This window comes from Pseudomonas sp. SM4 (assembly GCF_051913165.1).
Taxonomy (GTDB): Bacteria; Pseudomonadota; Gammaproteobacteria; order Pseudomonadales; family Pseudomonadaceae; genus Aquipseudomonas.
Genome location: NZ_JBODOE010000002.1, coordinates 292,458 through 305,134, shown reverse-complemented (window position 1 = coordinate 305,134; position 12,677 = coordinate 292,458). Strand labels below are relative to the sequence as shown.

The window sequence follows — 12,677 nt, the reverse complement described above, 5'->3', positions numbered from 1 at the left end:
GATTGCCTCTTGTTTTCGGGTTCATGCACACGGCGCAGGTAATAGTGCCGGTTTTCTGGAGGCGTGAGCCTGCTCGCGATAGCGGCCTGCCAGTCACCGATGATGTTGACGCTCAACCCGCCATCGCGAGCAGGCTCACTCCTACAAAGGGCCGGGTTATTGGGCCAGCCACCCGCCATCAATATTCCACGCGGCACCGCGTACCTGGCTGCCGGCCTCGCTGCACAGGAACAACACCAGTTCCCCCAGATGCTGCGGCGTGACGAACTCCAACGACGGTTGCTTCTCGGCCAGCAAATCATGTTGCGCCTGCTGCGGATCAACGCCTTTGGCCGCACGATCGTCGATCTGTTTCTGCACCAGAGGCGTCAATACCCAGCCCGGGCAAATGGCGTTGCAGGTGACATTGCTGGTTGCAGTTTCCAGGCCGACCACCTTGGTCAGGCCGATCACCCCGTGCTTGGCGGCCACATAGGCGGCTTTGCCGGTCGAACCGACCTGGCCATGCACCGAGGCAATGTTGATGATCCGCCCCCAACCTTTGCTGCGCATGCCCGGCAGGCTCAGGCGGGTGCTGTGAAACACCGAAGACAGGTTGATCGCGATGATCGAGTCCCAGCGTTCTACCGGGAACTCCTCCACCGCAGCGACATGCTGGATGCCGGCGTTATTGACCAGAATGTCCACGCCGCCGAACTCGCGCTCGGCGTAAGCAATCATCTCGGCAATCTGTGCCGGGTCGCTGACGTCGGCCGGGTGGTGGCCGACCTTGCCGCCGAACTGACCGACGTCGGCGATCACCGCTGAAGCATCGCCGAAGCCATTGAGGATCAGGTTGGCGCCAGCCTTGGCCAGGCTCAACGCGATGCCCAGGCCAATGCCGCTGGTGGAGCCGGTTACCAGTGCGGTCTTGCCGGAAAGAGTGGTCATGAATACCTCACACAATGCCAGTGGCGTAGAAAGTGCCGATCACCACGAAAACCGCCAGGGTCTTGATCAGCGTAATACAGAAAATGTCTTTGTAGGCTTCGCGGTGGGTCAGGCCGGTCACCGCCAGCAGCGTAATCACCGCGCCGTTGTGCGGCAGGGTGTCCATGCCGCCGCTGGCCATGGCGGCGACGCGGTGCAGCACTTCCAGCGGAATGTTCGCAGCATGGGCGGCCGCGATGAATTGCTCGGACATGGCCGCCAGCGCGATGCTCATGCCGCCCGAGGCGGAGCCGGTGATACCGGCGAGCAAGGTCACGGTAACGGCTTCATTGACCAGTGGATTGGGAATGCCTTTGAGCCAATCGGCCAGCACCAGAAAGCCTGGCAGCGAGGCAATCACCGCGCCGAAGCCGTATTCCGATGCAGTGTTCATTGCCGCCAGCAGTGCGCCGCTGACCGCGCTTTTGCTGCCTTCAGCGAGTTTGCTGCGGATGGCTTTGAAGCCGAACGCCAGCACCATCAAAATCCCGATCAACAAGGCTGCCTGAACCGCCCAGATCGCCGTGAGTTTGGCGATTTCAGTGGTGACCGGCGCGGCCATGCCCGGCAGCGCGAGGCTGTGCGTCTTGCCGTACCACTGCGGAATCCATTGGGTGAACAACAGGTTCATGATGCCCACCGCCAGCAACGGCGACAGAGCAATCCACGGGTTGGGCAGGGTCAGGTCTTCAGCCGTCTCCGGCTCGTTACGCAACTCTGTGCCGTAGCCTTCACCGACGCGTTGCGCCTTGTTGCGCTGACGCTGCAGGAACAGCATGCCGGCGCAGAACACGAAAATCGTGCCGATCACACCTAGCCACGGCGCTGCCCAAGCGGTGGTGTTGAAGAAGGTGCTGGGGATGATGTTCTGGATCTGCGGCGTGCCGGGCAGGGCGTCCATGGTGAAGGAAAACGCGCCCAGTGCGATGGTCGCCGGGATCAGGCGTTTGGGGATGTTGCTCTGGCGGAACATCTCGGCAGCAAACGGATACACCGCGAACACCACGACGAACAACGACACGCCGCCGTAGGTGAGCAAGGCGCAGACCAGCACGATCACCAACATCGCTTGTTTGGTGCCGAGCAGGCGAATCGCCGCCGCGACAATCGAGCGCGAGAAACCGGACAGTTCGATCAGCTTGCCGAACACTGCGCCGAGCAGGAACACAGGAAAGTACAGCTTGATGAAACCGACCATTTTCTCCATGAACACCCCGGTGAAGGCAGGGGCAACCGCAGAAGGGTCAGTCAGCAGAACAGCGCCGAGGGCGGCAATCGGGGCAAAGAGGATAACGCTGTAGCCACGATAGGCCGCAAGCATCAGCAGCGCGAGGGCCGCCAAGGCAATGATCACACTCATGGTGTGTCTCTCCAGAATTGTTATTTTTGTGGTTGAAACGTTGTGGGAGAGGGCTTAGCGAGATTTGTGCCAGAACATTAAGCTATTGAAATATAAGGAGATAATTCGTTTCTGCGTGATCGGTTTATCCCTTTTGTCTCTTTTGTGAGACTTGTGTGGCCAAAAAAGATCGCAGCCTTCGGCAGCTCCTACATCGAAAGTCATGTAGGAGCTGCCGAAGGCTGCGATCTTTTGATCTTCAATGGATATTCTCAATAAAGAGACAATGTCTCTTTTTCAGGAATCAGCAATCCCTAACGCCACCATTTTCTTGTACAACGTCGACCGCCCCAGCCCCAGACGAGCCGCTGCCTGCGGCACCTTGCCCGCGCATTGCGCCAGCGTCGACTGGATCAATTGCCGGTCAAACCGTTCCCGCGCCTGCGCAAATGTCTCATCGGCATTGCTTTCAATGGGCGGCGGGGCCGTACGTTCAACCGGGGTAAACGTGCCGATCGCCGCGCGGATGTCCTGCTCCGTCAACATCAAGTCATCGCTGAGCAACGCCGCACGCTCGAGCACATTGCGCAGTTCGCGGATGTTGCCCGGCCAAGCGTGCTGGCCGAGCAGCGCCAACGCATCGCGATGCAGTTCATGCTGACTGCGCAACTCTTCGAGGATCGCTTCACTCAGTGCTGGCAAGTCATCAAGGCGCTCACGCAATGGCGGTACGTTGATCGGCAAGACATTGAGCCGGTAATACAAATCGGCGCGAAACTCACCGCGTTTGATCGCTGCCTGCAAATCTGTCGACGTCGCTGCGATCACCCGCACATCGCTCTGGATCACTTCATTGGAGCCTACGGGCTCGAACTCTTTTTCCTGCAACACACGCAGCAACTTGCTTTGCAGCGGCAAGGGCATGTCGCCGATTTCGTCGAGAAACAATGTGCCGCCCTGAGCGATCTGCAGTTTGCCGGTGCGGCCCTTGCGATCAGCGCCGGTAAAGGCACCCGGTGCGGTACCGAAAAACTCCGCCTCCAGCAGTGCCTCGGGAATCGCTGCGCTGTTGATGCTGACAAAGGCTTTGTGCGCCCGTGGCGATGCGCTGTGAATGGCCTGAGCGAGCAACTCTTTGCCAGTGCCGGTTTCCCCCAGCAGCAAGACCGGTGACTCGGCGCTGGCGCTGCGCCGGGCGCGGCGTTTGACTTCGAGGCTGGCAGCACTGGTGCCAATGAAATGAGCAAAATTATATTTGGTCTGCCGTGCGCGCAGCAGCGAGCGAGTGGAAGCCAGCTCTTCCTGCATGCTCAGGTATCGCTTGAGCATCGGCGACAGGGTGCGCAACTCATCGAACAGGGCAAAACCGATGGCGCCGATCACGCTGCCTGCGTCGTCGTGGATCGGCAGACGCATCACCACCAGAGGCTCTTTCGGGGTGTCTTGCATGTCCAGAAGAATTGGCCGGCCGCTGCGCACGACTTCGCGCAACAAACTGCCGGGGATCACGCTTTCGCAAGGCTTGCCGATCGCGCCAGCAGCGGATTCGAGGCCGAAACGACGGGCGTAACGCTCATTCATCCAGACGATGTTGGCATCGCGATCAACAATCACCGTGCCTTCACTCGACTGCTCGATGATCTCGAACAGCGAGCGGATCGCCAGGGTGCGTACCCGTTGGTAGTCCTTGAGGCTTTCGGTGGTGTTCATCTGGCGGCTGATCCGGAATTCAGGTTGTTAATGCGGGCCTCTTCGCTGGCAAGCCAGCTCCCACAGGGTCTCGGTCGTTCACAAATGTTGTGTACAGCGCAGCCCCTTGTGGGAGCTGGCTTGCCAGCGATGGCCGCGATTCGGTTTCAGGTCGATTGGCGATTATGCCTACCCCGGATGCGCCGCCGCCAACAGCTCTTTGGTATACGGATGCTGCGGCGAATCGAACACGTCGTGACTCGGGCCGCGTTCAACCACCTTGCCGTCCTTGATCACGATCATGTCGTGCGCCAGTGCGCGCACCACCGCCAGGTCGTGGCTGATGAACAGATAGGTCAAACCGTACTTTTCCTGCAACTGGCGGAGCAGGGCGACCACTTGTTTCTGTACCGTGCGATCCAGCGCCGACGTAGGTTCATCGAGCAATATCAACGCCGGTTTCAGCACCAGCGCACGGGCGATGGCAATGCGTTGCCGCTGACCGCCGGAAAATTCGTGGGGGTAGCGATGGCGACTCTCTGGATCAAGGCCGACCTCCTTGAGCACCCGAATCACTTGCTCGTCGCATTCGTCCGCCGACGATTCACAGTGCACCTCAAGGCCTTCACTGATGATCTGCGCCACCGACATACGTGGGCTGAGGCTGCCGAACGGGTCCTGAAACACCACCTGCATTTGCCGGCGCCACGGCCGCAGTTGTTTCTGATTGAGACCGTCGAGAGCTTCACCCTGGAAGCGGATGCTGCCTTCGGAGTCGAGCAGACGCAGGATCGCCTGGCCCAGTGTCGACTTGCCCGACCCGGATTCGCCAACGATACCCAGCGTCTTGCCGCGCTGGATGTTCAGGCTGATGCCGTCCACCGCACGCAGGTATTGCTTGCGCTGAAACAGCCCGCCACCGACGACAAATTCGACGCGCAGATCATCGACTTCGAGCACGTTTTCGCGCTCATCGCGGGGCAGGGCTTCGCCTTCCGGCTCGGCATTGAGCAACACGCAGCTATAGGGGTGTTTAGGTTCGGTAAACAGGGTTTCACACGGTGCCTGCTCGACGATCTCGCCCGCCTTCATCACGCAGACGCGCTGGGCGATGCTGCGCACCAAGTTGAGGTCATGGCTGATCAACAGCAGCGACATGCCGAGTCGTTGTTGCAAGGATTTGAGCAACAGCAGAATCTTGCGCTGTACCGTCACATCGAGCGCCGTGGTCGGCTCGTCGGCGATCAACAGCTCTGGCTCGCAGGCCAGTGCCATGGCGATCATCACCCGTTGCCGCTGCCCGCCGGACAACTGATGCGGATAAGCCTTGAGCCGTTCTGCCGGTTTCTGGATGCCGACCAATTGCAGCAGTTCAAGAATACGCAACTGCGCCGCTTTGCCACCGAGGCCGCGATGGAGCAAGAGGGTTTCGCCAATCTGCTTTTCGATGGTGTGCAGTGGGTTGAGCGAGGTCATCGGTTCTTGAAAAATCATCGCGATGCGGTTCCCGCGCAACTCGCGCAGCACCTTCGGATCGGCGCCCACCAACTCCTCGGCACGGTAACGAATGCTGCCAGTGGTGTGAGCGTCGCACTCGGGCAGCAATTGCAGGATCGAATGCGCCGTCACCGATTTGCCCGACCCCGATTCGCCGACCAATGCCAGGCATTCGCCCGGGCGAATGTCCAGACACAGGTTGCGCACCACGGTCTGGCCATGGAAGGCAACGCTGAGGTCACGGATTTCGATCAGGTTGTCAGTCATCTTCAATCTCGGTTTCAAGAGCGTGGGTCGAAGGCGTCACGCAACGCTTCGCCGATAAACACCAGCAACGAAAGTATCAATGCCAGGGTGAAAAACGCTGTCAGCCCAAGCCATGGCGCCTGCAGGTTTTGTTTACCCTGACCAATCAGTTCGCCGAGCGAGGCGCTGCCGGCGGGCATGCCAAAACCGAGGAAATCCAGCGCGGTGAGGGTGGAAATCGCTCCGGTCAGAATGAACGGCAAATAGCTCAGCGTCGCGTTCATGGCGTTGGGCAGGATGTGGCGGACAATCACTTTGCGGTCCGTCAGGCCCAGCGCACGCGCGGCTTTGACGTATTCCAGATTACGCCCGCGCAGAAATTCGGCGCGGACCACATCCACCAGCGCCAGCCAGGAGAACAGCGCCATGATGCCCAGCAGCCACCAGAAGTTGGGCTCGACAAATCCGGAGAGGATGATCAGCAAGTACAGCACCGGCAATCCCGACCAGACCTCAAGCAAACGCTGCCCGAGCAGGTCAACCCAGCCGCCGTAATATCCTTGCAGCGCGCCCGCGGCGATGCCGATCAATGCGCTGACAAACGTCAGCATCAAGGCAAACAGAATCGACACCCGCGCGCCGAAAATCACCCGCGCCAGCACATCCCGTGCCTGATCGTCGGTACCCAGCCAGTTCACCGCCGTGGGCGGGCTCGGCGCAGGTTTGTTGAGTTCGTAGTTTGGCGTGTCGTCGCTGAAAGGAATCGGTGGGAACAGCAGCCAGCCGCCGTCCTTGCGTATCAGGTTCTGCACATAATCACTGCGGTAGTCGGCCTGGAAGGGCAGTTGCCCGCCGAATTCTTGTTCCGTGTGGCGCTTGAACACCGGGAAGTACCACTGACCTTGATAACTGACCATCAGTGGCTTGTCATTGGCGATCAACTCGCCACCCAGCGTCAGCAGGAACAGGCCAATGAACAGCCACAACGACCACCAGCCACGACGGTTTTTCTTGAAGCGCTCAAAGCGGCGTCGGCCCAACGGCGAGAACTTGAACATCAGGCGTTCCTCGCGGCAAAGTCGATACGCGGGTCAACCAGCGTGTAGCACAGGTCGCCGATCAGTTTTATCAGCAGGCCGAACAGGGTGAAGATGAACAGCGAGCCGAACACCACGGGGTAGTCGCGTGACACCGCCGCTTCGTAGCTCATGCGTCCGAGGCCGTCGAGGGAGAAGATCACTTCGATCAGTAACGAGCCGGCGAAAAACACACTGATGAACGCCTGCGGAATGCCTGATACCACCAGCAGCATGGCGTTGCGAAACACGTGGCCGTACAGCACACGACGTTCACTCAAGCCTTTGGCCCGGGCCGTCACCACGTATTGGCGGGTGATCTCGTTCAGGAACGAGTTTTTCGTCAGGATTGTCAGTGTCGCGAAACCGCCAATCACCAGTGCCGTAACCGGCAACACCAAGTGCCAGAAGTAATCGGCGATCTTGCCCAGGGTCGACAGCGATTCGAAGTTGTCCGAGACCAGTCCACGCACCGGGAACCAGTTCAGCGAAGTGCCACCGGCAAACACCACGATGAGGAACATCGCAAACAGAAACGCCGGCATCGCGTAACCGATGATGATCGCGGTACTGCTCCAGATGTCGAAATGACTGCCGTGATGCACCGCTTTGCGGATGCCCAGCGGGATCGACACCAGGTACGTGATCAGCGTCGCCCACAGTCCAAGGGAAATGGTCACCGGCATTTTTTCCAGTATCAGGTCGGTGACCGTGGCGCCGCGGAAGAAGCTTTTGCCAAAGTCCAGTTGCGCATAGTTTTTCAGCATCAGCCACAGGCGTTCGTGCGCCGGTTTGTCGAAGCCGTATTGCTTTTCGATGTCCTTAATCAGTTGCGGATCAAGGCCTCGGCTGGCGCGTGACGTGTTGCTCGTGGTTTCACTCGCGCCGCCCCCGACATTTGTTCCGCCGATGCCTTGCAGATGAGCAATGGCCTGTTCGACCGGGCCGCCGGGCGCCGCCTGAATGATGACGAAATTGACCAGCAGAATGATCACCAGTGTCGGAATGATCAGCAGCAGGCGCCGCAGTATGTAACCCCACATCAGTGCGGTCCTCCGGGTCTGCCACGGCCGATTTTCTCGGCCGTCATCTGCTGGTTGGTCAGCGGTGTGCTGCTGATTTCCCACCAGCTCTCGATGGCTTCGTCATTGCTGGCCTGAACCGACGGAATGCCGAACCGGTTCCACCAGACCGTCGAGGTGCCCGGCGGATAATAATTGGGGATCCAGTAGTAGTTCCATTGCAGCACCCGGTCCAGCGCATGGGCGTAGTGGAGCATGTCTGACTGGGTCGAGGCGCGGATCAGACCGTTGATCAGCGTGTCGACGGCTGGGTTTTTCAACACCATATAGTTGTTGGCGCCCGGGTCGTTGGCCGACGCCGAGCCGAAGTAATTGAGCAATTCGCCGCCCGGCGAAGTGGTCACCGGGTAACCGGTGACGATCATGTCGTAGTCGCGGCTCATCAGGCGATTGACGTATTGCGAGGAGTCGATGCGGCGGATATTGAGGTCGATACCGATCTGTTTCAACGTACGTTTGTAAGGCAGCAGCAGGCGATCCATGCCGTTCTGGCTGACCAGAAACGTGAAACTGAGCGGCTCGCCCTCAGCGTTCACCAGTTGATCGCCGTCAGGTTTCCAGCCAGCCTGTTCGAGCAGTTCGAGTGCTTGCAGCTGTTTGTCACGGATCAAGCCGCTGCCATCGGTTTTCTGCGCCTTGAAAACTGTGCTGAACACTTCGTCAGGCACCTGGCCGCGTAGCGGTTCAAGGATTTTCAGTTCTGCCGCATCGGGCAACTCACGGGCGGCCAGATCAGTGTTGGAAAAGTAGCTCTGCTGGCGGATGTACAGGTTGCGCATCATCTGCCGGTTGCTCCATTCGAAATCCCAGAGCATCGCCAGTGCCTGACGCACGCGGCGGTCCTGGAACATCGGTTTTTGCAGATTGAACACAAAACCCTGGGCCGATTGGGGCGCCTCGGTAGCCAAGTGGGCTTTCTGCAGGCGCCCGTCACTCAGCGCCGGGCTGTCGTAGCCAATCGAGTAGCCGGTGGCGGAAAACTCTCGGTTGTAGTCATAAGCGCCGCCGCGCAGCACCTGGCGCGCGACGTCGGTGTCACCGAAGTATTCGATGCTGAAGTGATCGAAGTTGTAGAGACCACGGCTGACCGGCAGGTCTTTACCCCACCAGTCGGGATTGCGCTCGAACGTGATGCTGCGCCCTGAGTCGACTTTGCCGACCCGGTAAGGGCCGCTGCCAAGCGGTGCCTCGTAACCGCCGCCGCCGGCGAAGTCGCGGCTTTTCCACCAATGCTCGGGAAACACCGGCAACGTCGCGATGTCCAGCGGCAGGGTGCGATTTTCGTTGCTCTTGAAGTCGAAGCGGACCGTCAACGGTGCTTCGATCTCGACGCCTTTGACGTCGGCGAACTGCGTGCGGTAGCGCAGGCTGCCCTGAGTCATCAGCAGATCGTAGGTGTAGCGCACGTCTTCGGCGGTGATCGGCTTGCCGTCGGCGAAACGTGCCTTGGGGTTGATGAAGAAACGCAGCGACAGACCGTCGTCCGAACGCTCCATTTTCTGTGCGACCAGACCATAGACGGTGTACGGTTCGTCCATCGAGCGCTGGGCCAGCGGGGAATACAGCATGCCGTCGATCTGGGTGACGCCGATGCCTTTGTCTATATAAGGAAGGACATGGTCGAAGTGACCGATTTCGATCGCCGATCGACGCATCGTCCCGCCCTTCGGCGCTTGCGGATTGGTGTAGGCGAAGTGACTGAATCCGGCGGGGTACCTGGCCGGTTCGCCGTAAACGGTCAACGCATGTTGCGGTGTTGCGTTCACACCGGCGGCGCCCAGGAGCAGAGCCACGGCAGTGAACATCAATGTGGGGAAAGCCAGTCGCATTGTCAGCCTTAAAGCCGGGTGATCGATAAGCGTAATTTGTACGCGAGCAGCGCTCCGGTCGCCAGCCGTATCGTGTAACTGAAACACAGCGGCCCACCAAATGGCGGGCCGCTGCTGCTTCCATCAGGACACGGAATCAGTCCTGGCGGCTGGTAACTTCCAGCAGGTGATAACCGAACTGGGTTTTCACCGGACCCTGTACGACGTTGATCGGTGCGCTGAATACGACGGTGTCGAATTCCTTGACCATCTGGCCTGGGCCGAACGAGCCCAGATCACCGCCCTGACGGCTGGATGGGCAGGTGGAGTTGCTCTTGGCCACTTCGGCGAAGTCGGCACCGGCTTCGATTTGAGCCTTGAGTTCGTTGCACTTGTCTTCGCTGGAAACCAGGATGTGGCGGGCAGTGGCTTTAGCCATGGGGAAACTCTCCAATCTATTTCAGTAAAGTGTGGAGCCTACCGGATTCAGTGGGCGATTTCTCGGCAAAGTTCCCTTGCATGTATCGCGTTGGCCCTAGAGTTCTGCTGCTTGCAGGCGATAGGCGTGCTCTACATAGAGGTCAATCGGATTCGGCGTGACTGCATGGACTGTCGCCGTGCCACCCAGACTCGACAGATGGTCAAGAGGCAGGTCCGAACGGATTACCTCGCCCAAATGGGAGCTGAAACGGCCGACAAGTCCATCGTTTTGCCCGGCTTCTTTATTGAAGTGCCTGGAAAGTGCCCTGCAAATGATATTGCCCGGGTCAAGGGCCTGCGAGCCGTGATCCGCGAGGATTCCGCTCCAGGAATAATAGCGAACGCCGTTGACCAGGGTCGGTCCATGCCCGCCCCACGTGTCGGGTAAACCTTGCGGGTATTTATCGTTGAATCGGCCTACGCCTTCGCTCGTCAGGGCGTTGAGCGCCGCCACTGCATGTTGCGGCAGCAGCAGGCTGCCACTGAGCAGGGCCAGAAAATCTGCAAACAGCGTGGCTACGTTGTTGGCAATATGCTCCGGCAATCGCCCGGGGATGAGTGCCTGACGCAGGGTGTCGGCCACTTCGGAGCCCTGATTGGGTCCGCTGACCGAAGTCACTGACGCGACGTTGTGTGGGGCAAGCGCAGCAGCATAACGCGCGGTGAGTGCGCCTTGACTGTGTCCGATCAGGTTGACTTTGTCGGCACCTGTGCCTTTGAGCACACGATCAATTTGCAGCAATAACTGTTCTCCGCGGACTTCGTTGTCATGAGCCGCTGAGAGATGTGGCACAAACACTCGGCTGCCCGCCGCTACGAGTGCCTTGCGAACCTCATGGAAAAGTTCGAAGTGGCCGATGCGCTCGAATCCGAACAGACCATGGATCAATAGGATCGGGTAGTGCGTTGTGGCATTCCGTTGCATGCTATTTACCTTATCGCAGAGGTTCTCGGTGAGATCTGCGGGCCACTCTAAAACAGTCATTCACTCGGCGAAGTACGAAGAGGCTTCAGATGCTGTTTGAATCTGGATCAGTGGATGTACGAAATTTCGGATAATGCTGAGATCCACCTCCGAATGTGCCGCCGTCTACTGCTGGTTTTGATGTGTTTTTCAGTTGTTTGCCTACCTTGCTGGCAGTATTTGCCCCGCGTACTTAGCGCTTTGGCTGACATCCTGGCGTTGCGCAATAGCGTTCAATAGGGCTGTCGACGCGGTCATTGAAGACGGCGTTTTTTCCAAGGAATGGAGGCATCGATGACTCTGTATGAGGCACACTCGAAAATACCGTCAACGCAGCAGAACGGTGGAGCGTCAGGCGCCACACCGGATGGTCGGATTTCACTCAATGGTCGGGGGCGGCTGAGTTTCAAGGCCGATGAGACAACTCTGGAGTTTTGCTATCAGGCAGGTGAAGGCGTTGATATCCGTGCGGCAACTGTACGCTTGCCAGTACCTTCCCTCGATGCTGTAACGGATGCCGCACTGGATCCCTCACTGAAGAGAGTCATTGCACGGATTGCGCCTTATCCGGGCATGGCTTGCGGTGACAAGCTATTGCTGCACTGGGAAGGGCTGGATATTGATGGTTTCACTTATCAGCACGAGGTGTCCCGCTTCGTCAGTGAAGATCAAGTAGGCAAGGACGTTGTATTCGTCATCAAGGGTGTTCACGTCGCAGCGCTGGATGGCGGATCACTGGAAATCTACTGGACGCTTTACAGTGCGACGTGCGCTGAACCTGCTGTTTCGGAACGTGTGCAAATGGATGTCGGGGATGTTCGGACTCATTTGCTTGCGCCTTGCGTCGACGACACGGTCGGCGGTGTTCTGGATCCCGAAAGATTCCCCGACGGTGCACGGGTCAGCCTGCAGCCATACGCACGGATGGCAGCAGGCGATCGAGTCCTGCTGAGCTGGCAAGGTACGCCGAACAATGGATTTGAAGATGCGTTGACCGTTGCGGCCTATGCGGTGGGGGAAGCGCTGTCGTTCTGGCTCCCGCCTGAATGTTTCGTTGCGCACCTTGGCAGTGAGGCGATCGTCCGATATCGGGTTGAATCGAAAGGCGGCGAAGCGCGCGACTCCGAGTCCGCGAAAGTGGTTATCGCGTCGCTGATTCGCGGAAGATTGGCTGCGCCGGACGTATTGGAGGCTCAAGACGGCATTCTGGATATAGCGGATTCTACCGACGGTATTACCGTGGTGATCGGCAATGCTCAGGCACAGGCAGGAGAGTTGGTCTATTTGAAGTGCGATGGAGATTTCTTCAATCACCGGGACGATAGGGAAATCACCCGCGACTCGGCGGGACAACCGCTGGTGTTTATCGTCCCTCATCGTTTTTGGCGTGAGCATCAGGGGTCGACAGTGCGCATCGCCTATTCGGTGGAGCGAACGGACGATGTCAGTCAGGTATCCGAGGTGACGCAGGTGCACGTGGAGTAACGTTCTGTGCTTCCGGCGCCCTATGCGCCGGAAGTCTGATCT

At 58.9% G+C, this 12,677-nt stretch carries 10 protein-coding genes; 1 reads left to right on the top strand and 9 read right to left on the bottom strand.

The window, feature by feature from the left end; genetic code table 11:
* Positions 1–156: 156 nt before the first annotated feature.
* The 9 genes from hbdH to ACQ4MY_RS04345 form a co-directional block, all read right to left on the bottom strand.
* Positions 157–930, bottom strand: coding sequence for a 3-hydroxybutyrate dehydrogenase (gene hbdH / locus ACQ4MY_RS04385; RefSeq protein ID WP_008080141.1), 774 nt, complete (start codon positions 928–930; stop codon positions 157–159).
* 7 nt (positions 931–937) lie between these two features.
* The gene (locus ACQ4MY_RS04380; RefSeq protein WP_008080142.1) at positions 938–2,329 is read right to left on the bottom strand and encodes a GntP family permease; all 1,392 of its coding nucleotides are present in this window, start codon (positions 2,327–2,329) and stop codon (positions 938–940) included.
* A 276-nt stretch (positions 2,330–2,605) separates the two neighbouring features.
* On the bottom strand, positions 2,606–4,018 hold the full coding sequence (locus ACQ4MY_RS04375) for a sigma-54 interaction domain-containing protein (RefSeq protein WP_440093954.1): 1,413 nt from the start codon (positions 4,016–4,018) through the stop codon (positions 2,606–2,608).
* A gap of 168 nt (positions 4,019–4,186) precedes the next feature.
* Complete coding sequence (locus ACQ4MY_RS04370; protein WP_440093952.1) at positions 4,187–5,761, bottom strand: ABC transporter ATP-binding protein; 1,575 nt, start codon at positions 5,759–5,761, stop codon at positions 4,187–4,189.
* A 14-nt stretch (positions 5,762–5,775) separates the two neighbouring features.
* Positions 5,776–6,798, bottom strand: a complete 1,023-nt coding sequence (locus ACQ4MY_RS04365) for an ABC transporter permease (protein WP_440093950.1) — start codon at positions 6,796–6,798, stop codon at positions 5,776–5,778.
* On the bottom strand, positions 6,798–7,859 hold the full coding sequence (locus ACQ4MY_RS04360) for a microcin C ABC transporter permease YejB (RefSeq protein WP_008080149.1): 1,062 nt from the start codon (positions 7,857–7,859) through the stop codon (positions 6,798–6,800). The genes ACQ4MY_RS04365 and ACQ4MY_RS04360 overlap by 1 nt, the downstream gene beginning before the upstream one ends.
* A complete protein-coding gene (locus ACQ4MY_RS04355; RefSeq protein ID WP_440093947.1) occupies positions 7,859–9,727 on the bottom strand; it encodes an extracellular solute-binding protein in 1,869 nt (622 codons plus the stop codon). The genes ACQ4MY_RS04360 and ACQ4MY_RS04355 overlap by 1 nt, the downstream gene beginning before the upstream one ends.
* Before the next feature lie 136 nt (positions 9,728–9,863).
* Positions 9,864–10,145, bottom strand: a complete 282-nt coding sequence (locus ACQ4MY_RS04350) for a peptidylprolyl isomerase (protein WP_008080151.1) — start codon at positions 10,143–10,145, stop codon at positions 9,864–9,866.
* A 96-nt stretch (positions 10,146–10,241) separates the two neighbouring features.
* Positions 10,242–11,111 (bottom strand): esterase/lipase family protein, encoded by an 870-nt coding sequence (locus tag ACQ4MY_RS04345; RefSeq protein WP_440093945.1) that lies wholly within the window; start codon positions 11,109–11,111, stop codon positions 10,242–10,244.
* A 333-nt stretch (positions 11,112–11,444) separates the two neighbouring features.
* On the opposite strand from ACQ4MY_RS04345, the gene ACQ4MY_RS04340 reads away from it, so the two are divergent.
* The gene (locus tag ACQ4MY_RS04340; protein WP_440093943.1) at positions 11,445–12,635 is read left to right on the top strand and encodes a hypothetical protein; all 1,191 of its coding nucleotides are present in this window, start codon (positions 11,445–11,447) and stop codon (positions 12,633–12,635) included.
* The last annotated feature ends 42 nt before the right edge of the window (positions 12,636–12,677 follow it).